This window comes from Staphylococcus sp. mip270_02 (genome assembly GCF_054031535.1).
This window is the reverse complement of record NZ_CM132934.1, coordinates 695,319-719,193: the sequence shown is the minus strand read 5'-3', so window position 1 is coordinate 719,193 and position 23,875 is coordinate 695,319. Positions and strand designations below refer to the sequence as shown.

The following is a 23,875-nucleotide window of genomic DNA, read 5'->3' as shown; positions in this document are numbered from 1 at the left end:
ATTTATTTTTCATACGGAATTACATCTTTACCGTATTCTTTTTTAATGAATTCTTTCATGTCTTTAGATTGTAAAACTTTTATAAGTGCTTGATACTTTTTGTCATCCTTATGTCCTTTTTTCACAGCAACGATATTCGCAAACGGTGATGACTCAGTTTCACTAATGATAGCATCTTTATGTGGCGTTAAGCCATTATCTAACGCGTAGTTTGAATTCATAATAACTGCAGCCCCTTCCTTACTTTCATATGTCTTAGGTAAGAATTCTGCCCCTTGTTTATTATTAAACTTCAAATCTTTTTTATTTTCTACAATGTCTTCAAATTTTGCGTCTTCTATACTAACACCTTTTTTAATCTTTATTAATCCTTCATCTACAAAGAATGATAAGAATCTCCCCTCTTCAGCTGGATTGTTAGAAACGTATATTGTTGAACCTTTAGGAATATCTTTAATATCTTTATATTTTTTACTATAAACACCCATAGGCGTAGTAAATACTTTTCCAACTTCTTCTATATCATAATTGTGGTCTTTCTTTTCTGCTTTTAAGTATGGCGTATGCTGGAAGAAATTGGCATCTACATCACCTTTATCTAATAATTTATTAGGTACTTTATAATCATTAACTGTTTTAACTTCTAAATCATATCCTTGTTTTTTCATTTCTTCTTTCGCATGTTTCAACACTTCACCATGTGGTGCTGGTGAAGCTGCAATGGTTATTTTTTTGTCCCCATCTTTACCATTTGAATTGCCACATGCTGCAAGCACGCTCATTAATATTAATAATGAACCTAAAACAATTAATTTCCTCATAATTCATTTCACTCCTCATGAATTTTTAAATTTCAAACTAAATTAAAAAATACTTTCTCTTAATTTTATAAGAGAAAGTATAAACCTTCTCTCATCTTTAAAAGTTCGATAACTTTTTGTGAATTAGCACCATTTCGTATAACGACGGTTGCTGGGTTTCATAGGGCACGTCCCTCCACCTCTCTTGATAAGAGTAAATCAATATGTAGTTGCAATGTTTTTATCCTAGCATTATACTCATATTTAGTCAATTAGTTTTTAGAAAATTCTAAATAATACGTTTATTAATTCAATCCTGTTCCATGTGAAACAACAAACTCTTAAAGCTATTTACCTTTACAGAAGGACCATTGCTACATATGCAATAAAGTTATTTAATGCATGCAGTGCTATAGCAGTAGCTAAACTTCGTTGTGTTTTTAAATAGATGTATACAATACCTATAGCGATAACGAGATACATAACTATTTCTAATGGTGATTGCGCTTCTGTTACGTGTAGAGATGCAAAAACAATTACAGATAATACTGACATCACTATAAAATTCAATTTCTTTCCTAATTCACCAATTACCAAGTGTCGGAAGAGAAACTCTTCAGTAACCGGTGCAATAATTACAATAGAAAAGAACGCAAGCACCGTTGAAAATGGTGTACTAAACATTTGTTGAACCAATAAGTCATTTTGTGTTTCTTCAAATTTCCATTGTTCAGGTGCAAATGTATCAACTAATACTGGAAAAATTAATTTAAATATAAACATAACAATAAATGTAACAACAATGAGTTTCCAATATTTCTTGATATTATTGAACCCATTTTTCCACTCACCTTTATAACTATTTTTATGTAACAACATCCATATAATCATGATAAATATAAAAACGCCAATCTCCATTAACAAAGCAGTAGAGCTCGACTCATCAATTCCATTATCTAAGTAACTACCACCAAAACTTATATTAACTGCCAACAATATGACCAAAATTATGATTGATAATATAAAATTGCTAGCTAAATAAATGATTGGCAGAAAAAAATCTTTACCGTTAATATCCTTCCATTGATATTTCTTTTCGTTTTTTAACGACATTGTAGCCCCTCCTAAAGTTTTATATACAACACACTTTTACATTGCACAATTTTTATTTTCTTCAAACATTTTACAATAATATAAATAGATAGTATAGCTCGACATTTAAACTAAATAATTTAATTTTCAATGCGTAAAAGGAAATGAAAAGTGGTATATAGAGATTAAATATACTATACATATTTTAAGGAGTTGTTGTCGATGCGTATATTGGTACTAGGTGCTGGCGGAATTGGTGGTTATTTTGGTGGTCGCTTAGCTGAGGCTGGCAAGCATGTTACATTTTTAGTACGGCCCAAACGCAAATCATATCTAGAACGAAATGGCTTAGCCATTCATAGTGAAAAAGGCGATTATCATTTTAATCCACAACTCATCACAAAAAATGATCGTGTCGAACCTTTTGATATCGTGCTATTATCTTCAAAGTCTTATCATTTAGATCATGCTATTGAAGATTTAAAACCATTTATAGATCATAACACCTTAGTTATTCCACTACTTAATGGCGTTGCACATGTCCCTAAGTTACAAAACGCTTTTGGAAAAAATAAAATCATGGGTGGCTACTGCATTATAGAAACAACACTTGATAGTACTGGGGAGATTATTCAAACCAGTCAATTTGATAAACTCTTTTTTGGGGAATTAAACGGTACTGAAAGCAACCGTGCTAAATATGTTGAACAGGCATTTTCAGGCACAAAAGCTGAATTTATTCTAAACACAAATGTCGAACAAGGCATGTGGCATAAATACTTAATGATTACTGTATTATCGGGCGTAACAACACTTATGCATGCACCTATTGGACCTATTCGTGATAGTGAAGGTGGTATAGAATTTATTAAATCCTTGTATAATGAGGCTGCTGGTATTATGCGTAAACACGATGCACCTATCTCTGATCAAATTGTTTCTAAATACATGCAAGCGCTAAATCAATTATCTTATCATTTCAAAACTTCCATGCAACGCGATATGGAAAAGGGACTTAATATCGAAACTGATCATTTGCAAGGTTATTTATTAGAATTAGCAGCACGTTACAATTTAGAAGCCCCTCTGCTTACTTGTGTTTATCAAAACCATAGCGTATATAAAGAAATGCTACAGTAAGCAACTACACATATAGGAGCGTGACAGAAATGATTTTTTAACTTAACTTTCTGTGCAGCTCCTAAATTTTTGAGTATCTTTAATATCAACATTTTGTATGTGTTTTATTTAAACTTTTTGAATAACTTATATAAGAAAAAAGGAGGCATTTGCCATGCAATCTAATCAACCACAACATCCATTTGATTTAGCAACTCAGCTCACACAACAGAAATCAGGCATGTATTCAGGACATACTTCCAGCGCCTATGCGAATATGGTCGGGCCATTCGGTGGTGTTATTGCATCCACATTATTACGTGCAGTTTTAGAACATGATGATATTCTAGGAGAGCCCATCTCTCTAACAATAAACTATGCTGCTCCTATACAAGAAGATAATTTTAGAATAATAACCTATCCATCGAGAACTAATCGGTCAACACAACACTGGTATATAGAACTAAAACAAAATGATAAAACCGCTATTACTGGAACAGCAGTTACTGCTAAACGACGTGATACATGGTCGTCAACAGAACTAGCCTTTCCTGATGTTCCACCAGCAGACGAAGTAACACGTACATCATTAGAAAGCGCGCCACCATGGGCACAAAACTATGACATCAGAATGATTAAAGGTGCACCCCTAGCAATGAATCCTACTCAACAACCAGATTCCGTAACGTTACAATGGATAAAAGACACCCCTGATAGAGATTTAGATTTCTTATCTCTTACATCTATATGTGATGCATTCTTCCCACGTATCTATGTACGTCGTAAAGCATTCGTTCCCATTGGGACAGTATCACTCACTATATATTTCCATGCTAATTCCGAGACTTTAAAGAACAATGGGAGCCAACCGCTACTTGGACATACACGCGCCCTTAAATTTTTCAATGGTTTCTTCGATCAAACTGGAGAAATATGGAGTCATAATGGCAATTTACTTGCAACAACAAGTCAGTTTGTATATTACAAAGAATAAATTTTATACTTATTTGATATAACTATAATTTATATTATTAAAAATAAAGAGGTGTTTAAACTTGAAACAACCAGAAGAAATTACAATTAATACATTAAATTTTGATGATGATGGACAAATACCTAACAACCCATATTTACCTGTTTTAGTTTATCAAAATGTATTTTTAGCGACTGATGATTTAAGACATATATTATCCACAAATCAATGGGGTAACACTTGGGAAGGTGGTGTTTTCTCTTATCATCATTATCACAGTAATTCACATGAAGTCTTATTGGTAATCAATGGAACAGCCCAATTAATACTAGGAGGCAAAAATGGTACTCTTATTAATATTACTGAAGGTGATGCTTTAATATTACCGGCTGGTACTGGTCACAAACTGGTAAGTCAAAGTAATGACTTTACAGTTATGGGAGCCTATCCCCATAGTCAGTCATATGATATTTGTGTCGGTAAAGTAAGCGAGCGTCCTCAAAATTTATATAATATTGAAAATGTATCCATACCTAATACAGACCCAATATTTGGTAGTCATGGTCCATTGAAGAAGCGTTGGAACTAACTTTAAGTTGTTTGTTTCATTGATATTAATTATCAAACTTAAATGGAGGTATTAATGTTGGTAAATAGAGATGACGTAGTAAATTATGTTACTCGAAATTATGAAGTTAAACCGGATTATCCATGGCAAAATTTTCCTCATTTTGCTACTTTAAGACATAATAAAAATAAAAAATGGTTTGGTTTAATTATGAATATTACAGAAGATAAATTAGGGCTTAAAAGTTTTGAAGAAGTTGATGTTTTGAATGTAAAAGTTGATAAAGCTTTTATTGGACCATTAACGAAAAAAAAAGGTATTTATAAGGCGTATCATATGAATAAAACCACTTGGATTACTATTAACTTGAGAGAAATAAGTAACCTCCATTATATAACTGATTTAATTGACGAAAGTTTTGAACTAACAGTTTAAAGTATGAGCTATACTATTATCAATAATATATAAAATAGGCCTGTGAAACTAAGTTTATATTCTTATAATGAATTAGCTGACTTATATTGTTTACCAATCATCTTCTTCCAAAAGAATAGTTAAGAGGCTGAGACAATTTATAAATAAACCGTCTCAGCCTCAATCATTATATTGCATAGCTAACTGGTAAGATGAAACCTTTTTAAATAAATTAGATTTTTGTCCCACTCATCCTAAAATATATACTATTTTATTATAATTTTTGCTACTATTCTTTTGCTTCTTTTTCATTAGTACGTTTTTGTAAAATGATAGCTGAAGCTGCAACTATTAAAATTAAAATTATGATGCCAATTAGTCCAAGGAATTTCGCGATATTACCAAATACAATACCTACAACTAAGAAGTCTGTATCTGAGAATGTCGTCGCTGCTCCCCCTAAATCTCCTAAGAAAGGTAAAAACAGTAATGGCAAGAACGTAATCAACAATCCATTTAAAGCTGATCCTGCAACTGCCCCTTTAATACCTCCTCTTGCATTACCAAAGACACCCGCAGTTGCACCTAAGAAGAAGTGTGCAACAACACCTGGAAGTATCACGACACCGCCAAATAAGAATAAGATAAACATGCCAATTACACCAACTATAAAGCTGACAAAAAATCCTATTAACACTGCGTTTTGTGCATAAGGGAAGACAATCGGACAGTCTAAAGCTGGCTTTGTATTAGGTACCAATTTCTCTGAAATACCTTTAAACGCCGGTACTATTTCGGCTAAAATTAAGCGCACCCCTGTTAGTATAATAAATACACCTGCAGCAAATGTCACACCTTGTATTAGTGAAAATACAATAAAGTTTTGTCCATTGCTAATCTCACTATGTACATAAGTCGGACCTGCAAATAATGCCGCAACAAAATACAATAATGTCATTGTTAAAGAAATACTAATCGTACTTTCTCTCAGAAAGCTTAAACCTTTCGGGAAATTAATTTCTTCTGTAGATTTTGATTTACCTTTAAATAGTTTCCCAACTTCTCCAGCTGCCCAATAACTAATCGTGCCAAAATGACCTAGAGCAACTTGATTATTACCAGTGATTTTTTTCATTGTAGGATGCGCCAATGCGGGTAATATAGCCATTATCAATCCTAAAATAATAGCTCCAACAATTACCGTCAAAGTACCTGTAATATTGCCGACAGATAATAATATTGCTAAAAATGCTGCCATATAGAAGGTATGATGCCCAGTTAAAAAGATATATTTTAAGTTAGTAATACGTGCAATAATAATATTTACAATCATACCAAATACCATTATTAGTGCTGCAGTTGTACCATACTGCTCTAACGCAATTGATATAATGGCCTCGTTATTCGGCACTACACCTTGTACGCCAAATGCATGTTGAAATATTTTTCCAAATGGTTCGAGTGATTGTGTTACTACATTTGCACCTGCGCTTAACACTAAAAATCCGAGAATTGTTTTAATTGTTCCAGATGTAATATCTGTCGCCGATTTCTTCTGCATAATCAATCCGATAAATGCAATCAGTGCAACTAATATCGCTGGTTGGCTCAATACATCAACAATAAAATCAAGTATTGGTTTCATTTTACTGCCCCCTTACATTTTATTTATAAGATATTCAGTTCGCTTAATTTATCATTTAATTTTTGTTGTAATTCTTCTTTGTCTAAAATGTTATCTAATACAATGACATCACCTAAATTTTTAGTATTTTCCTCTAAGTCTCTACCACAAATAAATAAGTCTGCCATATCTGGACTAGCACTCATAACATCACTGTGTTCTACTTTAATATCAGATGGCGCATTTATATTTTTCAACGCTTCTTGTGCATTCATTTCCACCATAAAACTACTTCCTAAACCGTGACCACAAACTACTAAAATTTTCATTTTTCTCATTCTCCTTTAAATATATTTACTATTTCATTAATTTCTTGCGCTGCTAACAATTGATTTACTGTATCTTGATTACCTAATTTAGTTGCTAAGCTTCTTAAAATAGCCAAATGGCCATCGTTATCTACAGCACTAAGTACAAATATAAGTGATGCAAAGTGTCCCTCTTCGGAAAAATTAATATGCTCATTTAATTTTAATAAACTTAATCCAATATGTTTCACATCATCATTAGGCCTTGCGTGAGCAATTGCAATTTCAGGTGCAATAACGATATAAGGTCCTAATTCCTTCACACTGTCAATCATCGCTGTAACATAACTTGATTCAAAATAATCTTGTGTAAGTAAGGGGTTCGCAGCTATTGTTATTGCTTGTTCCCACGTTTCTACTTTATCTAGTATTTGTACCTTATCTGCAGACAGTATTTCCAAACTCATCTATATCCTCTCCTTACCGTTGGCTTACATGCTTAATGTATTGCATAATAGCTGTTATATCTCCTGAAAATATAGCTTCTCTTGCGGCTTCATCCATAATTAGTGTACTCAGTTGCCTTAACGCATTTAGATGTATTTGAGGTTGTGCTGTAGCTAAAGTAATGACAATGTATACTGGATCATATTGATCATGTGAAAAATGAACACCATTTTCATATTGGATCAAACTAAAACCCACTGGCTGTTGTACATGATCATGCTTTGCATGAATCAATGCGATATGAGGGCTAATCACCATATAAGGCCCAAACGCATCTAATTGTTGGATGATATCAGTCGCATATGCTCTGTCCACTACACCATCTTTTTCTAGCATAGATACAGCTTGTTTAATCGCATCATCACGTGAAAGTACTGGCTGTTGCGTCAATATCCTCGATTGTGGTAACACCTCTTCTAGAGTTGGACCAATACCACGTAAATCATCAATGTATCGTTCTCTAGAGTGATTAATAATTTCATTTAATTGAACACGATCATTTTTATTTAAAAATGGCGAAACCCTTATCACAGGTACTGTTACTTGATTGAAAGGGACAGTAGAAATAATATAATCAACTCCCTCATGCTTTAACATACTTTCATCTATTTCATATATAGAATATGCATCAACAACTTCGAGCTCTGGATAAATATGAGCAATTCTGCTTTTTAATAACTGCGAAGTCCCTATCCCAGAACCACATAGCAATACAACTTTGATTTTATTTGTTGTCACAGTAGAAATACGCTCAATTGCTGATGCAAAATGTAAGGTAATATAAGTTAGTTCATTATCATCAAACTCAATATTATAATTTTCTTCAATACCCCATATATGCTTTTTTATACCTTCAATCAGTTGTTGATATTGCAGAATAATTTCTTTTTTCAAAGGATTATCATGTGTCATATCAAATTTCAACCTGTGAATTGCCGGTCTTAAATGAACAATCAAACCATTTAACAACTTACTGTCTGACATTAAGTCTAACCCCAAGTCTCCGCTCATACGCTCAATCAGTTGTTCCGTTAAAATATCCAAATCGTCTATTTCACGATGATACCGATTTACTTCTGAAGTCTTTGCACCTAGCAGATGTAAAGTAATAAAGGCAGCTTCACTTTTTGGAAAATGAAGCTTAAAAATCTGTTCTAATTTCCCTTTAATTTGTAAGGCTATTTGAAATTGTTCTGTCTTTTGCAACTTCTTATATTCTTTGTCTGGAATCTCAAAAATAAAATCCTCATTCGCCCGATGAATTGCAATTAAAATGTGGTAAATTAATCCATCAATAGCACTCTGTACGAGTTGATAATTTGAATCAATCAATACCGAAGTAACACTTAAGCGAATTTGTTCTAATTCATGATTCGAAAACAAATGATGACCCATTTGATGCGTATGTGTTTGAAAATATTCATAAACCATTTCTGCATATGCTTTACGATATGCACTTTCATCGCCTTTAATTAAGAAACCCTTATTCTTCTCATATTTCAACTGTAAATCGTGGTTATCTAGCCATTGCTGTACGCGTTTTAAATCTTCCACTATCGTACGTCTAGTCACCGAAACCATGTTTGCCAATACATGTGAAGCTGTAGGTGATGTAGATTCAAAGAGTTTCAAAGTAATATACAGTAATCTTTCGTCTTTAGAATAATGTATAGACGTTGACAAATATTGAGGTTCTACAGCCTTTAATTGTTCTGAAGATGTTGTGATTTTAATACCATCATATTTGCTTCGTTGAATCGTTAAAGCTAATTTACTCGCCATATCTTCAATGTACTCAAGATCATATTGAATAGTTCTCTCTGAAACATTGAAACGTGTTGCTAAATTATTAATTTGCACAAAAGTCTCACGTTCAATAATGAACGTCAAAATATGATACTGCCTCTTGCTTAACATATTAGCAACCTCCTTACACTTATATTGTAATCGCTTTCTTTTGATTGTGGATGTGTAATCTTCTTCGCCTACTAATACGAAAAGTTGCACATCAAAATTACATTATGTTAACAAATTATATAATGATATTTGTATAGTCGATACATTTTTATAATAATTATTTTTAAAATAAAAAAATGAGATTTCAGCTATTTAGCTTCCATCTCATTCAAGTATTACTTATTTTAGGCTTCTCTAAGCATATTTAAAAAGCGTTGCAACTCTGTCGTTTGTGGGTGATTAAAAATTTGTTCTGGTGTTCCTGACTCACCAATAACACCATCATGGATAAACACAATTTTATTTGAAACTTCTTTAGCAAAACGCATCTCATGCGTAACTATAATCATAGTCATTCCTTCATTTGCTAGGTCTTTAATTACACGTAATACATCGTTTACCAGCTCTGGATCTAATGCAGAGGTAGGTTCATCAAAGAGCATAACTTTTGGATTCATCGCCAAAGCTCTCGCAATCGCAACTCGTTGCTGTTGTCCGCCAGACAATGCGTTAGTTCTTTGGTCTTTTACAGCTGTTAAGTCCACTTTCTCTAAAAGTGCTAACGCTTGTTGTTGCGCATCAGTTTTTTTCATTTTCTTAACAGTAATTAGCCCTTCCATAACATTTTCTAATGCCGTTTTATGAGGAAAGAGATTATAACTTTGAAAAACCATACCCGACTGCTTGCGTACTTTAATTTGTGATTTTTTATCTTTATTGTCATAAGTGTCACTATTGACGTAAACGGCGCCTTCTGTAGGTAATTCTAGCGCATTAATCATTCGTAACAAAGTAGTTTTACCAGAACCTGAACGTCCAATAAAGGTAACTACCTCTCCTTGATTTACCTTTAGATCAATACCTTTAATCACTTCTTTATCATTAAATGTTTTCTTTATATTTTGCAGTTCAATCATGAACGATACCCTCTTTCAAGATAAGATTCGTAAAAGTTCTGGACGATTGAAATAATAAAACATACAACCCAATACATCAGTGCAACGAGTAAATAAATTGTTAAATATTCATAAGTCGTCGATGCAACTTCTTGTGCTTTTCTAAACATTTCAGCAACAAGTATAAAACCGAGTAACGATGTGTCTTTAATTAAACTTAAAAACGTATTACCTAGTGCAGGAACTGAAACTCTTATTGCTTGTGGCAGTATAATACGTTGAATCGTTTGACGGTAATTCATACCAATTGAATACGCTGCTTCTGTCTGTCCTTTTGGAATAGACATGATGCCTCCACGAATAATTTCAGATGCATACGCCCCTACATTTAAAGACAAACCAATAATTGCTGCTATTACTGGAGCTAACGTCCATTGATTTTCTGAGTTGTTAGTTAATAATCTGCCGAGTTCAGGGATACCATAAAAGATAATGAATAATTGTACAATCATTGGTGTTCCTCTAATGATTGAAATATAAAAACGTGCAATCCCTCTAAGAATACGGCTTGTTGATATGCGCATTAATGCAGTTACTAGTGCTATAACCAATCCTAAAACAAAAGTCACTAATGTGATGGGAATTGAAAACTTCACCAATCCTTCAAGCATTGGCATAAAGGCTTGTCCAGCTGCATCTAATGCATGTTGTTGCTCTGAATTAAGGTTTAGAAACATCTTCACCAAACCATTTTTCGCTTATTTTTGCTAATTCACCATTATCTTTTAATTTTTTCATTGCTTTATTAACTTCTTTGATTGTTTCATCGTCTTCCTTCTTATTAAAAGTCAAAGCAGATTGACTCTTTTCAGCATTCCCTTCAATCACTTTTACTTTAGCGTTAGGCTTTTGTTTTTTATAATCTAGGTAAGAAATATTATCGTTAAACGTGCCCTCTACTCTGTTTGATTGTAATAAATCCATTGCTTGGTTGAATCCATCAACTTTTGTAAGTTCTGCACCTTTAGATTTTGCCAATTTACCATAGTTTGAAGTAAATGTTTGTGCTAATTTCTTACCTTTAACATCATCAAATGATTTGATATCTGTATTATCTTTATTTACTACTAATACACCTTTAGAATAAGTGTATGGTTCAGAGAATTTATACTTTTCTTTACGTTCATCGTTAATACCAACTTGGTTAGCTACAACATTAAATCTACCTGAATCTAATCCTGCAAACATTGAATCCCATTGAGTTTCTTTAAATTTAACTTTATAGTTCATTTCTTTAGCTACTGCTTTCACTACATCTATATCATAGCCAGTTAATTTATCATTCTTATCGTGGAACGAAAAAGGTGCATAAGTTCCTTCTGTTCCCACTACAAATGTTTTATTCTCACTAACTGATTTATTTTTACTTTCGCTATCTTTTTTACTTGAAGAGTCATTACCACATGCTGCCAGCGTCACTGCCAAAATTAAAGTAATTAACACCATTAAAAATTTTTTCATTTCTCGCCCTCTATTCTTATTATTCTTATCGGATTAAAATTAGTTTATTCCTATCCCACTATTTAGTCAATAGATTTTTATCGATAAGATAATATTTTTTTTAATTTCAGATAATTTAAATTTCTTACAATTTTATCACTCCTTTTCTTTCTTTAATATTTCATTATAGAAAATACATTTCATCTTTATTTTTATTTTATAATTTCACACTCATAATAGACGTTGTTCACGTTTGAAAATAATTTTCAAAAATAAAATAATGATATTATTCTATAAAAAATTAATACCGGTTAAAACCTTAATGTATCAATAATTTCAAATATGTGACAAAGACCATTTTAAATTGTCACAATTTTCGCAACTTTATTTGTAAGCGTATACAAATGTAATATTACATGATAGACTTCGCTTAAATACAAACAAAAGTTTATTTTAAAACAATTGTTTAGATTTTATAAAAAGGAGGTCTCATCTATGAATAGTAATGAAAGAGAGGTTTTGAAACGCATACAAGACAATCCATTTATTTCTCAACAAGAATTAGCACTATCAATTGGTTTATCAAGACCTGCAGTAGCTAATATTATTTCAGGATTAATCCGCAAAGAATATGTCTTAGGTAAAGCCTATGTCTTAAACGAAAATTATCCTATTGTATGTATTGGTGCTGCTAACTTAGACAGAAAGTTTTACGTCCATCATACATTGCAACTAGAAACTTCCAATCCTGTAACTTCTACACGTTCTATAGGTGGTGTAGCTAGAAATATTGCAGAAAATCTTGGTCGAATGGGTGAAACCGTAGCATTTTTATCTACTAGTGGTAATGACAGTGAGTGGGACATGATACACAAATTATCAAGTCCTTTCATGAACCTAGATCATGTGCAACAAATAGAAAATGCAAACACTGGCTCTTACACTGCACTCATAGACAATGATGGTAATATGCAATACGGCTTAGCTGATATGGAAGTTTATGACTATATCACGCCCGAGTTTTTAATTAAACGAACACATTTATTAGTTAAAGCCAAATGTATTATCGCAGATTTAAATTTAAATAAACCTGCCATTGATTTTCTGTGTGCATATTCTGAGAAGCATAACATTAAACTAGTAATCATACCTGTATCATCACCAAAAATGAAACATATGCCTGATTCATTACACGCAATAGACTGGCTTATTATAAATCGAGATGAAACAGAAGCTTATTTTAATATAAAAATCCAAAACACAAATGATATGAAAAATGCTGCACAAAAATGGATAGATAATGGTGTCTCTAAAGTAATCATCACAAACGGAGTTCAGGAACTTATCTATAAAGATAAAAAAACAGAAATCATTAAACCCGTTCTCAGTTCAAATGAGGTTGTAGATGTGACAGGAGCAGGTGATTCATTTTCTAGCGCAGTAGTCTTCAGTTGGCTAAATGGTTTAGGTATAGATGACATACTAAACGCTGGCATGATAAATGCCAGAAAAACGATAGAAACAAATTACACCGTTCGTCAAAATTTAGATAAAAAACAATTATTTAGAGATTTGGAGGAGTATAAAGATGAAACAATACATTGAATTTTCACAAGAAGTACAACAAGGCATGGATAGTAATAAACCTATAGTTGCTTTAGAATCAACTATTATTTCACACGGCATGCCTTATCCACAAAATGTTGAGATGGCTAAAAATGTTGAACAAATTATTAGGAATAACGGTGCAATACCTGCAACCATCGCCTTAATTAATGGGAAAATTAAAATAGGTTTAGAACCTGAAGAACTGACATTACTAGCTAAACATGACGATGTTGCCAAAGTATCACGTCGAGATTTAGCAGAGATTATTGCTACTAAACGTATCGGTGCAACGACGGTTGCATCTACAATGATTTGTGCCGAATTAGCAGATATTCAATTCTTTGTTACTGGAGGAATTGGTGGCGTACATAGAGGTGTTGAGCAAACTATGGATATTTCAGCCGATTTAGAAGAATTAGGACAAACCAATGTCACTGTTATCTGTGCAGGAGCTAAATCGATCTTAGATTTACCAAAAACACTTGAATACCTTGAGACAAAAGGCGTACCTGTGATTGGTTATCAAACCGAGGAACTGCCTGCCTTTTTCACTCCTGAAAGCGGTATTAAATTAAACAGTTCAGCAGACTCACCTGAGACTATTGCTCAAATTTGTAAAGCTAAAAATGATTTAGCTTTAAGTGGTGGTGTCGTCGTTGCTAATCCTGTACCCAAAGCACATGCGTTATCTAAATCATATATTGATTGTATTATCACAGATGCTGTAAAAGAAGCAGAGGAAAAAGGAATTAGTGGAAAGGATTCCACACCATTTTTACTTGGGAAAATTGTCGAAAAATCTGAAGGTAAGAGTTTAGAAACAAATATAAAACTTGTTGAAAACAATGCAGTTCTAGGAGCTAAAATAGCTGTTGCTTTCACTCAATTGTAGGTGATTTAAATGTCCATTCTATTTTCTATTACTGGTATTCTATTCGCATTAATAATCTCTTTTATTTTTAGTTACGATAGAAAAGCCATTAAATTTAGAAAGCCTTTAACTATGTTAATCATTCAAGTAATTATTGTATTATTTATGATGAATACAACTATTGGCTTAATAACATTAACAACACTAGGCTCATTTTTTGAAGCTTTATTAGATATTAGTAAATCTGGTATCGATTTTGTATTCGGTGGTTTGCAAAATAAGGGGGCTTCTACATTTTTTATTACTGTATTACTTCCTTTAGTATTTATCTCAGTATTAATAGGTATGTTGAATTATTTTAAAATTCTTCCTTTTATTATCAAATATGTTGGCATAATCATCAATAAACTAACTGGTATGGGACGTTTAGAAAGTTATTTTGCTATTTCTACATCTATGTTAGGTCAGCCAGAAGTTTACTTAACTATTAAAGAAATGATTCCGAAACTATCTAAAGCTAAATTATATACAATAACTACTTCTGGTATGAGTGCAGTGAGTATGGCGATGTTAGGGTCCTATATGCAAATGCTCGAGCCTAAATTTGTTGTTACTGCTGTGATGCTTAATATTTTCAGTGCATTAATTATTGCTAGTGTAATTAATCCGTATAAATCCGATGATAAAGATGTTGAAATATCAAATTTAACGGCTAATAGCAACGTGCATGAGAACAATACTACAAAACCTAAAAAAGTACCTTTCTTTCAAATGATTGGTGATAGTGCTACAGATGGTTTCAAAATTGCTGTTAGTGTTGCTATTATGCTACTAGCATTTATTTCCCTCATGGAAGCTATCACTGTATTATTCAACTTAGTCGGGTTAGACTTTAGACAATTAATTGGTCTCATCTTTGCACCAATCGCTTTTATTATAGGAATACCTTGGCATGAAGCTGTTCAAGCTGGTTCAATTATGGCTACAAAATTAATTACTAATGAATTCGTTGCTATGCTAGATTTCCAAAAATTAGCCCATACTCTTTCACACCGTACCCAAGGTATTATCTCAGTATATCTTGTTAGTTTCGCTAACTTTGGTACAGTTGGCATTATTGTTGGATCAATAAAAGGATTTAGCACCGAACAAGGGAATAAAGTCGCTTCATTTGCTATGCGTTTATTACTCGGTTCTACCTTAGCTTCTATCATTTCAGCATCTATAATCGGTTTAGTATTATAAAAGATACACACTTTTAAGTAACTTTTACCATTTAAATACAAAAACAGCTTGTTAATTGGTTTACCTGAGCTGTGCTCATGTATAAGAACTACTAATTTTCACAAATGAAAATAGTAGTTCTTTACATTTTCATGCGTTCTTTATTCACATTCACCATCACGATACACCTCTTCCTAAATTGTATAATTACATTATAATTGTAAACGTTTACAAAAATCAATTTTTTAATTATTCAAAACGCTCATTTATTTTAAAATTCTCTAATTGCTATTTTGAGAAACGATACGATTAAAAATATAAAAACGCAGTACAGAAATCTAAAATAATTTCTTTAGACTTCTGTACTGCGCCATTAACTTCATTTCAATCACTAATATGATTATAATTCATAAATTGCACTGTAATACCATGATTATAATTTAGTTATATTTATTCAATTGGAATATTTCATCATCCACGATAACTTCTACATTAGCATGTTGTCGCAATATACTGGCAGGTAACGATTCGGATATATCTCCTTCTAAGAGTTGTTTGATTGCATATTGCTTATGTTCACCTAACGCCAACAAAATAATCCTCTTCGCTCGCATAATAGATGAAAGGCCCATCGATATTGCTTGTTTAGGTACATTTTCAATTGTTTCAAAGTTTTTACTATTCGCCTTAATTGTTGAAGAGGTCAAATCCACTACGCTCGTCACACTATCAAAAGATGTATACGGCTCATTAAAACCAATATGCCCATTTTCACCAATTCCTAAAATTTGAATATCTGCAGGGCCTATATCACGTAAAAGTCGTTCGTAATTCCTAGATTCTTGTAAAACATCTTTTGCATTTCCCATTGGTAAATGTATATTATCCTTTTTCCATGAATCATTATGCTTAAATAAATGTTCATTCATATACACATGATAGCTCTGTTCATGATCTGGTGCTAAACCAACATACTCATCTAAATTAAACGTAACCACACGTGATAAATCAACTAGATTACTATTTAATAATTCTGATAGATATTTATACACGCCTATCATTGTACTGCCTGTGGCCAAACCTAAAACCGTATTAGGTTTAGTCTTAAGTTGTTTTAACAGCTCAGTTGCTAAGTATTGACTAGCTATAGTTTGATTCTTCAAATTTGTAACATTCATCTTTTCACCATATCTTTATTCAATATTTGATATCCTTTCCTATCTTTTTACATGTTGTATTATAATTTTCCATTCTCTAAAAGCGTCTCAACTTCATTTTTTATCGTAGTAACATGAGGACCATATATAACTTGAACGCCATTCCCTTTTTGAATAACTCCTCTAGCTTGCGTGGCTGTTAGCAAAGACTTATCCACTTCTTCATCACTGTTTAACGTCACTCTTAAACGAGTAGCACAGCAATCAACTACATCTATATTTTCTTTACCACCAAGTGCTTGAATTATTGTCTTAGCACGATCCGTTGCTTCTACAGTTTCTGTCGTCACTTCATCTTCACGACCCGGCGTTTTGAAATTGAACTTCGTTATCAAGAATCTAAAAATAATGTAATATATCATAAACCAGATTATACCAACTGGGATTATCCACAAGAAATTTGTTTTAGAATTTCCTTGAAGCACACCAAATAATAAAAAGTCTATAAAACCTCCACTAAAAGTTTGGCCTACAGTTATATTAAAAATGTCTGCCATCATAAATGCTAGTCCATCTAAAAATGCATGAATCACATATAATATAGGAGCAACAAATAAAAAACTAAATTCTAATGGTTCTGTAATACCTGTTAAAAACGATGTTAAAGCTGCAGAGAGCATCAATCCTCCTACAACTTTTTTACGTTCTGGTTTAGCTGTATGGTAAATCGCTAAAGCTGCCCCACAAAGCCCAAACATCATGGTAATAAATCTACCAGACATATATCGTGACACACCTGAAAAATATTTTGTAACGTCAGGATCCCCTAATTGTGCAAAGAAAATATTTTGTGTCCCTTGAACCATATGTCCTTTAACTTCTAACGATCCTCCCAAAGCTGTTTGCCAAAATGGTAAGTAGAAAATATGATGCAATCCAAAAGGACCTAATAATCTCAAGATAAAGCCAAAGAAAAACGTACCAATTATCCCTGTTTTGTCTACTAATCCACCGACACCAAAGATCCATCCTTGTACTGTTGGCCAAACGAAAAACATAATGACACCCAATACAATCGAAGCAATTGCTGTAATAATCGGTACAAAACGTGATCCTCCAAAGAAGCCAAGGTAGTCAGGTAGCGATATTTTATGAAACTTATTGTGTAAAAGCGCTGTCATTATACCAGTGACGATTCCACCAAATACCCCTGTTTCTACAGTTTGAATTCCTAGTACCATACTTTGTCCTACTTCGGTTAAATTGTCTTTTGCTAATGTTCCACTTATAGTTAACAAACCATTCATAGATGCATTCATGATTAAAAACCCAAGCATTGCTGCTAATCCAGCAGTTCCTTTATCACTCTTTGCCAACCCTATGGCTACACCTACCGCAAATATAACTGGTAAGTTTTGAAAAACAATATTCCCAGCAGATGACATTAAAATAAAAATATTCTGTAATAAACTAATATCTAATACTGGATAAGCTTTAATCGTATTCGGATTACTTAATGCACCACCGATGCCTAATAATAATCCTGCTGCCGGCAAAATTGCTATGGGTAACATAAATGATTTCCCAAATTGTTGTGCTCTTTCAAACAATTTACTCATAATAGCTAACCTCCTAATTAACCTAAATATACAATCACAGAAAATAATAATCAATATTTATTTTCGTATTGAAAATTATTTTCATAAAGCGATTTACTTCGTTTGCAATAAACATATAAATCCATACAAAAAAAGAGGCCGACATTTATAAATGTCTTAGCCTCGGATAATATATTGGCAATGCCTAACAATATTAATATTGAAAGTCCGCTCTCATAATTTTCACAATAACAGTTGCTTTACTAGTACAAAGTGGACAGAAAAGTTAATTTGAAAAATATTTTTGTCCTAACCTTTTTAAGATAATTATTTAAAATATATCACCTAATGTAACTGCCATAATTGCTTTAATGGAATGTAATCTATTTTCTGATTGATCAAAAATAACAGCATGCTTCCCTCTGAATATATCGTCTGCAATTTCCATTTCAGTTAGACCATATGTTTCATATATTTTTTGACCTACTTCTGTGTTCACATCATGAAACGCTGGTAAACAATGTAACACTATAACATCTGGATTCATCGTATTCATTAGCATTGATTCATTTACTTGGTAAGGCAATAATTGATTGATACGGGACTCTAACAATCCTTCATCTTCGCCCATAGAGAACCAAACATCTGTATAAATTGCATCAGTTTGATATATCGCTTGTTGAATATCATCAGTAATTAAAATTTCACTTTGTGAATCAGCAGCATATTTTTGAGCCAATATTTGAATATCTTTATTCGGTTGTAGAGATTCTGGTGCAGCAATATGAACATTAACACCTAATATTGCACCAGTAATTAATAAATCATGTGCTACATTGTTTCTAGCATCGCCAACATAAGTTAATGTCTTTCCTTTTAAAGTGCCCCAGTTCTCTTTTAAAGTGAAGAAATCCGCAATCATTTGTGTTGGATGCCATTCGTTAGTTAAGCCATTCCACACTGGTACACCAGCGCTTGTTGCAAGTGATTCTACGTCTTTTTGGTGATGTCCTCTAAATTCAATACCATCATACATTCTACCTAATACTTTTGCAGTGTCTTCTGCAGACTCTTTAACTCCTAAGTGAATATCTCCTTGTCCAAAATATTCAGGGTAGGCACCTAAATCATAGGCAGCAACACTGAAAGCTGAACGAGTTCTTGTAGATGGTTTTTCAAATAGAAATGCTAAATTTTTACCTTTTAAATAAGGATGCGGGATATTACGCTTTTTCTTTTCTTTTAATTCACCGGTAAAATCAATTAAAGTGTTCAACTCATCAGCAGAAAAATCGCATGTTTTCAAAAAATGTTTACCTTTAAATGTCTGTAACTTGTTTAGTGCTGTTGTGTACGCCCCAATTCCATCACTCCAATATTTTTATAAGATTTATATACATAATAACTGTAATATTAAATAAAATCAAGTATAAATATACCTTTTAATGTATATTATTGAATTATCTCACAATTATTTTATCTTAAGAAACTCTATTTTTGATTATTTCTACGCATAAGCGTAATTTTATGTCACTTAAGTAATTAAAATATCTGACAATAAACACTTATGAAGTTAAAAGTTTTATTTATGCGTTGCAAAACATTAATTAGCTTTTTTATAGTATCTTTATGTTGTAATAAGTTAATCAATGGAGGTGAATTGTAATGTTTAAAGAAATCTTAGCTCTTATAAAACAAATCGCTGCTCATTTTGTTTCTGGCGGTTTTCAAGAAAAATAAACAAGTACATTATTGTTCCACTTCAAAAACTTCATAATTACATTAAATTTAAAAATGAATATAGTAACCAGTCATTAAGCGTCGATTTATAAAAAGCCTATTAGCTATCCCACCATAGCTTAATAGGCTTTTTATTGTGTACTTATTATCAAATTTTATAATTAGTTTTTGTATAACAATTTCATATTCATTCAAAGAATAGATATCAAATTTTATTTTCAATTTATTACATACAAAACAGGAAGTATAATCAATTAATCATTTTAGTAAAAATTGATTTCTGTCCTACTTCCTGCTTTAATCTATGTTCTTTATTCAATTGGTTATAATGTCTTAAAAAGCTTCCTTATTTTCACTTATACCTCTCTCTTCTGGTGTTTTTAAGAAGCGTGTCATAATAGCACTAGCTACATATAACCCAAATATTAAGTACATCATACCTTTTACGCCAATACTATCGTAAAACAATGCAACTAACCCTGGTCCAGCAAAAACACATAATCCTGCACCTAAATTCAATATTGCCATTGCTGGGCCTTTGTCACCATCATGAACAAGAGACGGCACAAGCGCCGATATTGGCACGAAACCTGCTAAACACATCCCCCATAAAAACCCTACAGTTCCTACGAGAAATACATTCCCTGTAAATATTTCAGGAATAAAATATAATCCTAAAGTGAATACAGCACAACCGACACCGCCGATATATGAAATGGTATTCTTCCATCCTATTTTGTCGCTCAAAGCCCCAAATATTATATTAAAAATAATATTTGCTATAAAAATAGTCCCCCAAATATTTAGCCATGTTGTTGTAGCTATACCTTTGGTTGATAAATATATTGGAAGAAATAATGGAAATGCGTATTGAGCTGCCTGGTTTATAATTCTTACAATACAGGCTACTGCTACACGAGGTTCTCTTTTTAATATTGTAATACCAGCACCCATTTCTTTTAGATGTGTTTTAAAACCACCTTCTTTATGTTCAAGTTCAAATTGATCACGATTTACAAATACTGCTAAAAACGTTCCGATAAGTACCCAAATGATAGCTGTCCATAAAGTAAAAAAATGTCCAAATAATTGAATTGTAATTGAAGAATAAAATGAACCAAGAACACTTAATCCTCCTGTGAATACAAACCAAAACCATCCAACAGCTGCACCTAAACGTTTTTGTGGAGAACGATATGCAACCCAAACTAAAAATGAATAAGCAAATAAAGGATAACCAAAACCTCTAATTGCATATGATGGTATCATCATTTCATAGTTCATAGCTGGAATTGCTAAACCTACAAAAATAATATGTCCAATAATATATAACAATGTACCTAATAACATTACTTTTCGTGGCCCAATCACTTCTACTAAAACACCAGAAAACCATGACCCTATGGCAATAGTTACACCATAACAAGTGGTTAATAATGCTGTTTGGTGTACGGATAAACCTTGGTCATGTAAATATGGACTAATCCACGCTAATTCTAGACCATCTCCCATCATAAATATAAGCACACCAATATAGCCCCATATTAACGTCGGTGGCATTCCCATTTTAGCTAATTTATCATTCATCTATAACACCCCTGTTTGTAAAATATAATTTCTAATTATCCTTAATTTCAAGAATATTTTCCCCTAATGCTAAAGTTACTTTATCCATAAAGTGCTATTCATAAAATAGAAAGCGCTTTCAGATATTGTGGTTATTTTATTTCATTTTTTTATTTTATGCAAATTTATTTTCGTTTGTTTTCGTTATTTTAGGTTAATAGTAATGAAATGTTGAAATTCAAATTTTTAAAAACATCATGCTGACCCATTCTTTCTTGTTTAAAAAGTGTATTTTTCCAAAAATATAATAGATTTTTAATGGAATTTTTTGTTTAACAATGATTGAATTTTTTTATGAATGCGATTACAATTAAGGAAATTTAGTCATCATATGACTTGATGATATCTATTTTATGGGAGATGTGATTTTTATGATGCTTCTTGTTGCTTTTAGTGCAGTTATTGTTCCGTTTATTTTTTTAGTATTATTACGTATGTCTGCATTAAAAGGGATGACGATAAGTGCAATTATTATAACGTTATTAGGAATTTTTGTTTGGGGAATGAATGGAGATGTTATTATTGCATCATTATTACAAGGTACGCACAAAACACTTACTATTCTTTATATTTTATTTGGCGCTCTCTTATTACTTAATACATTACGTCAAACTGGTGCAGTAACTCGTATTAATGAAGGGTTTAAAAAGATATCAGGTGATATGCGTGTCCAAGTTATCTTAGTCGCCTTTTTATTTGGTTCTTTAATTGAAGGTGCTTCTGGTTTTGGAACGCCTGCAATGGTAACTGCTCCACTAATGGTTGCGTTAGGCTTCCGTCCGATTATCGCAGTTGTAACTGCACTAGTTGCAGATAGCGTAGCCGTTTCATTTGGTGCTGTTGGTACGCCTGTCCTTGTTGGACTTAGCACATTAAATGACGCAGATAGTTCTTTCTTTCAATCGACGGCAGAACGTATTACAACTTTAGATTTATTGAGTGGTATTTTCATACCTATTATTTTAATTACTGCAATGGTGGTATTCTTCGGCAAAAATAATAAACTTAAATCGATTGTTGAAATGTTACCTTGGCTTGCTCTAATTGGTATTGTTTATGCAGGATCTGCTTTTGTGTATGCCTTTTTATTTGGCGCAGAATTTGTTGCTATTTTAGGTTCTTTAACTGGATTAATCGTTGCTGTTATTACCGCCAGAAAGGGCTGGTTATTACCAAAAGAAGAATGGACAGATGGTTTGAATCCTGATTATGAAGTTAGTACAAAAGAACAACCAATGCCATTGTTAACTGCTTGGGCCCCTTATTTAATGGTTGTTGTCTTATTGTTACTCACAAGAACAATTCCCAGTATCAAACATTTCACAACGAATATATTGGATATTTCTTGGAATAACATTTTAAACTTTGAGTCAATCGCATCTGAATGGGAGATTTTATATTCACCAGGAACTATCCTTATACTTTCAGCGATTTTTGCTGTTTTTATACAGCGTAAACCATTAAAAGATATAGGACATGCTAGTCTCGATTCATTAAATACCATCAAGACAACTGGCATTACACTCATTGCTACTCTTGCAATGGTACATGTATTTATTAACTCTGGCATTAATACACATGATTTAATCAGTATGCCAGAATATATAGCTAAAGATATGGCACACTACTTAGGACCTATTTGGTTATTTGTCGCTCCATTTTTAGGCGCATTAGGTTCGTTTATAACAGGAAGTGCAACTGTTTCTACATTGACATTCTCACCTATTCAATTAAATATTGCTCAAACAATCGGTGCCGAACCATTCACTGTATTAGCAGCTCAAATTATCGGAGCAGCAGCTGGAAATATGATATGTGTACACAATGTTGTAGCAGTTTGTGCTGTTGTTGATATGCCTGGCAAAGAAGGAAGTGTTATTAGAAAAACACTCGGACCTGCGTTACTATATTGTCTACTTGTAGGTATAAGCGGTTTCCTATTTACGTGGCTATTCTTTTAGCTAAAAAAACGCCTTGCCATTAAACAATAGCAACATGTCTTAAAAATTAAATTTAGAATTGGACTTATCAATCAATAATTTAAAACTAAATTTCAGTTTAAGTGTAATCCATACGCTATAAAATACATTAAAGTCCCACTAGCTCAATCAAAAGAGAAGTGGGACTTTTTGTTATCTTAAATTATTTAATTGTCATCCTTTAAATACTTAAATGCTAATAAAGTTTAATAGAGAAATTATAACGGTTTCTGGTAAAAGGACTCCCCTGAGATCAATTAAAAAATGATTAGGATTACAAACCTTAAAGGTAAAGTATCATCAGCATAATTAAAG

The 23,875-nt window shown here is 32.5% G+C and carries 21 protein-coding genes and 1 riboswitch; of the genes, 8 read left to right on the top strand and 13 right to left on the bottom strand.

Going from position 1 to position 23,875, the window contains the following annotated elements; genetic code table 11:
• Positions 1 to 2 precede the first annotated feature (2 nt).
• Positions 3 to 821 (bottom strand): MetQ/NlpA family ABC transporter substrate-binding protein, encoded by an 819-nt coding sequence (locus ACW5YJ_RS03115; protein WP_457338469.1) that lies wholly within the window; start codon positions 819 to 821, stop codon positions 3 to 5.
• 88 nt (positions 822 to 909) lie between these two features.
• A riboswitch (SAM riboswitch) is annotated at positions 910 to 1,015 on the bottom strand.
• Between the two features lie 142 nt (positions 1,016 to 1,157).
• The gene (locus ACW5YJ_RS03110; RefSeq protein ID WP_107551360.1) at positions 1,158 to 1,913 is read right to left on the bottom strand and encodes a CPBP family intramembrane glutamic endopeptidase; all 756 of its coding nucleotides are present in this window, start codon (positions 1,911 to 1,913) and stop codon (positions 1,158 to 1,160) included.
• A 201-nt stretch (positions 1,914 to 2,114) separates the two neighbouring features.
• Here ACW5YJ_RS03110 and panE point away from each other — a divergent pair, with 201 nt between their 5' ends.
• The 4 genes from panE (at position 2,115) to ACW5YJ_RS03090 (ending at position 4,987) form a co-directional block, all read left to right on the top strand.
• Positions 2,115 to 3,032, top strand: a complete 918-nt coding sequence (gene panE, locus ACW5YJ_RS03105) for a 2-dehydropantoate 2-reductase (RefSeq protein ID WP_457338468.1) — start codon at positions 2,115 to 2,117, stop codon at positions 3,030 to 3,032.
• A 154-nt stretch (positions 3,033 to 3,186) separates the two neighbouring features.
• The gene (locus ACW5YJ_RS03100; RefSeq protein ID WP_171915573.1) at positions 3,187 to 4,005 is read left to right on the top strand and encodes a thioesterase family protein; all 819 of its coding nucleotides are present in this window, start codon (positions 3,187 to 3,189) and stop codon (positions 4,003 to 4,005) included.
• Positions 4,006 to 4,066: 61 nt separating this feature from the next.
• Positions 4,067 to 4,573 (top strand): cupin domain-containing protein, encoded by a 507-nt coding sequence (locus ACW5YJ_RS03095; protein WP_153672424.1) that lies wholly within the window; start codon positions 4,067 to 4,069, stop codon positions 4,571 to 4,573.
• Between the two features lie 54 nt (positions 4,574 to 4,627).
• Complete coding sequence (locus ACW5YJ_RS03090) at positions 4,628 to 4,987, top strand: MmcQ/YjbR family DNA-binding protein (RefSeq protein WP_017723849.1); 360 nt, start codon at positions 4,628 to 4,630, stop codon at positions 4,985 to 4,987.
• Between the two features lie 268 nt (positions 4,988 to 5,255).
• Here the strand turns inward: ACW5YJ_RS03090 and ACW5YJ_RS03085 are convergent, their stop codons facing one another.
• From ACW5YJ_RS03085 to ACW5YJ_RS03055, 7 genes are all read right to left on the bottom strand, one after another.
• Complete coding sequence (locus ACW5YJ_RS03085) at positions 5,256 to 6,611, bottom strand: PTS ascorbate transporter subunit IIC (protein WP_017723850.1); 1,356 nt, start codon at positions 6,609 to 6,611, stop codon at positions 5,256 to 5,258.
• Between the two features lie 23 nt (positions 6,612 to 6,634).
• Positions 6,635 to 6,919 (bottom strand): PTS sugar transporter subunit IIB, encoded by a 285-nt coding sequence (locus ACW5YJ_RS03080; protein ID WP_017723851.1) that lies wholly within the window; start codon positions 6,917 to 6,919, stop codon positions 6,635 to 6,637.
• Positions 6,920 to 6,924: 5 nt separating this feature from the next.
• On the bottom strand, positions 6,925 to 7,365 hold the full coding sequence (locus ACW5YJ_RS03075; RefSeq protein ID WP_107551496.1) for a PTS sugar transporter subunit IIA: 441 nt from the start codon (positions 7,363 to 7,365) through the stop codon (positions 6,925 to 6,927).
• Positions 7,366 to 7,378: 13 nt separating this feature from the next.
• Positions 7,379 to 9,322, bottom strand: coding sequence for a BglG family transcription antiterminator (locus ACW5YJ_RS03070; RefSeq protein ID WP_107551495.1), 1,944 nt, complete (start codon positions 9,320 to 9,322; stop codon positions 7,379 to 7,381).
• 224 nt (positions 9,323 to 9,546) lie between these two features.
• A complete protein-coding gene (locus tag ACW5YJ_RS03065; RefSeq protein WP_457338467.1) occupies positions 9,547 to 10,278 on the bottom strand; it encodes an amino acid ABC transporter ATP-binding protein in 732 nt (243 codons plus the stop codon).
• Positions 10,275 to 10,994, bottom strand: coding sequence for an amino acid ABC transporter permease (locus ACW5YJ_RS03060; protein ID WP_107531403.1), 720 nt, complete (start codon positions 10,992 to 10,994; stop codon positions 10,275 to 10,277). Before ACW5YJ_RS03060 ends, ACW5YJ_RS03065 begins: the two co-directional genes overlap by 4 nt.
• Positions 10,978 to 11,778, bottom strand: coding sequence for an amino acid ABC transporter substrate-binding protein (locus tag ACW5YJ_RS03055; protein ID WP_017723856.1), 801 nt, complete (start codon positions 11,776 to 11,778; stop codon positions 10,978 to 10,980). Before ACW5YJ_RS03055 ends, ACW5YJ_RS03060 begins: the two co-directional genes overlap by 17 nt.
• A gap of 474 nt (positions 11,779 to 12,252) precedes the next feature.
• Here ACW5YJ_RS03055 and ACW5YJ_RS03050 point away from each other — a divergent pair, with 474 nt between their 5' ends.
• From ACW5YJ_RS03050 to ACW5YJ_RS03040, 3 genes are read left to right on the top strand one after another with little or no spacing between them, the layout of a single operon-like run.
• Positions 12,253 to 13,362 (top strand): carbohydrate kinase, encoded by a 1,110-nt coding sequence (locus ACW5YJ_RS03050; RefSeq protein ID WP_457338466.1) that lies wholly within the window; start codon positions 12,253 to 12,255, stop codon positions 13,360 to 13,362.
• Positions 13,346 to 14,257, top strand: a complete 912-nt coding sequence (locus ACW5YJ_RS03045) for a pseudouridine-5'-phosphate glycosidase (RefSeq protein ID WP_135092014.1) — start codon at positions 13,346 to 13,348, stop codon at positions 14,255 to 14,257. Before ACW5YJ_RS03050 ends, ACW5YJ_RS03045 begins: the two co-directional genes overlap by 17 nt.
• 9 nt (positions 14,258 to 14,266) lie before the next feature.
• A complete protein-coding gene (locus ACW5YJ_RS03040) occupies positions 14,267 to 15,481 on the top strand; it encodes a NupC/NupG family nucleoside CNT transporter (RefSeq protein ID WP_457338465.1) in 1,215 nt (404 codons plus the stop codon).
• Between the two features lie 419 nt (positions 15,482 to 15,900).
• On the opposite strand, the gene nagB is transcribed toward ACW5YJ_RS03040, so the two are convergent.
• The 4 genes from nagB to ACW5YJ_RS03020 all read right to left on the bottom strand — a co-directional run bounded on the left by nagB (position 15,901) and on the right by ACW5YJ_RS03020 (position 21,542).
• Positions 15,901 to 16,638: a glucosamine-6-phosphate deaminase gene (gene nagB, locus ACW5YJ_RS03035; RefSeq protein ID WP_457338464.1), complete on the bottom strand. Its 738-nt coding sequence runs from the start codon at positions 16,636 to 16,638 to the stop codon at positions 15,901 to 15,903.
• Between the two features lie 59 nt (positions 16,639 to 16,697).
• Positions 16,698 to 18,236 carry a glucose-specific PTS transporter subunit IIBC gene (gene ptsG / locus ACW5YJ_RS03030; protein WP_107551493.1) on the bottom strand — a complete coding sequence of 513 codons (1,539 nt, stop codon included), beginning with the start codon at positions 18,234 to 18,236 and terminating at the stop codon, positions 16,698 to 16,700.
• Positions 18,237 to 18,546: 310 nt separating this feature from the next.
• Positions 18,547 to 19,578, bottom strand: coding sequence for an ornithine carbamoyltransferase (gene argF / locus ACW5YJ_RS03025; protein WP_457338614.1), 1,032 nt, complete (start codon positions 19,576 to 19,578; stop codon positions 18,547 to 18,549).
• Between the two features lie 710 nt (positions 19,579 to 20,288).
• Entirely contained in the window at positions 20,289 to 21,542 is a 1,254-nt protein-coding gene (locus tag ACW5YJ_RS03020; protein ID WP_017723863.1) for an MFS transporter, read from the bottom strand.
• Between the two features lie 410 nt (positions 21,543 to 21,952).
• Here ACW5YJ_RS03020 and ACW5YJ_RS03015 point away from each other — a divergent pair, with 410 nt between their 5' ends.
• Positions 21,953 to 23,542 (top strand): L-lactate permease, encoded by a 1,590-nt coding sequence (locus tag ACW5YJ_RS03015; RefSeq protein ID WP_135092022.1) that lies wholly within the window; start codon positions 21,953 to 21,955, stop codon positions 23,540 to 23,542.
• The last annotated feature ends 333 nt before the right edge of the window (positions 23,543 to 23,875 follow it).

Coding starts and splice junctions, on each gene's coding strand:
- ACW5YJ_RS03115 (WP_457338469.1), bottom strand. CDS start 821: ATGAGGAAATTAATTGTTTTAGGTTCATTATTAATATTAATGAGCGTG.
- ACW5YJ_RS03110 (WP_107551360.1), bottom strand. CDS start 1,913: ATGTCGTTAAAAAACGAAAAGAAATATCAATGGAAGGATATTAACGGT.
- panE (WP_457338468.1), top strand. CDS start 2,115: ATGCGTATATTGGTACTAGGTGCTGGCGGAATTGGTGGTTATTTTGGT.
- ACW5YJ_RS03100 (WP_171915573.1), top strand. CDS start 3,187: ATGCAATCTAATCAACCACAACATCCATTTGATTTAGCAACTCAGCTC.
- ACW5YJ_RS03090 (WP_017723849.1), top strand. CDS start 4,628: ATGTTGGTAAATAGAGATGACGTAGTAAATTATGTTACTCGAAATTAT.
- ACW5YJ_RS03085 (WP_017723850.1), bottom strand. CDS start 6,611: ATGAAACCAATACTTGATTTTATTGTTGATGTATTGAGCCAACCAGCG.
- ACW5YJ_RS03080 (WP_017723851.1), bottom strand. CDS start 6,919: ATGAAAATTTTAGTAGTTTGTGGTCACGGTTTAGGAAGTAGTTTTATG.
- ACW5YJ_RS03075 (WP_107551496.1), bottom strand. CDS start 7,365: ATGAGTTTGGAAATACTGTCTGCAGATAAGGTACAAATACTAGATAAA.
- ACW5YJ_RS03070 (WP_107551495.1), bottom strand. CDS start 9,322: ATGTTAAGCAAGAGGCAGTATCATATTTTGACGTTCATTATTGAACGT.
- ACW5YJ_RS03065 (WP_457338467.1), bottom strand. CDS start 10,278: ATGATTGAACTGCAAAATATAAAGAAAACATTTAATGATAAAGAAGTG.
- ACW5YJ_RS03060 (WP_107531403.1), bottom strand. CDS start 10,994: ATGTTTCTAAACCTTAATTCAGAGCAACAACATGCATTAGATGCAGCT.
- ACW5YJ_RS03055 (WP_017723856.1), bottom strand. CDS start 11,778: ATGAAAAAATTTTTAATGGTGTTAATTACTTTAATTTTGGCAGTGACG.
- ACW5YJ_RS03050 (WP_457338466.1), top strand. CDS start 12,253: ATGAATAGTAATGAAAGAGAGGTTTTGAAACGCATACAAGACAATCCA.
- ACW5YJ_RS03045 (WP_135092014.1), top strand. CDS start 13,346: ATGAAACAATACATTGAATTTTCACAAGAAGTACAACAAGGCATGGAT.
- ACW5YJ_RS03040 (WP_457338465.1), top strand. CDS start 14,267: ATGTCCATTCTATTTTCTATTACTGGTATTCTATTCGCATTAATAATC.
- nagB (WP_457338464.1), bottom strand. CDS start 16,638: ATGAATGTTACAAATTTGAAGAATCAAACTATAGCTAGTCAATACTTA.
- ptsG (WP_107551493.1), bottom strand. CDS start 18,236: ATGAGTAAATTGTTTGAAAGAGCACAACAATTTGGGAAATCATTTATG.
- ACW5YJ_RS03020 (WP_017723863.1), bottom strand. CDS start 21,542: ATGAATGATAAATTAGCTAAAATGGGAATGCCACCGACGTTAATATGG.
- ACW5YJ_RS03015 (WP_135092022.1), top strand. CDS start 21,953: ATGATGCTTCTTGTTGCTTTTAGTGCAGTTATTGTTCCGTTTATTTTT.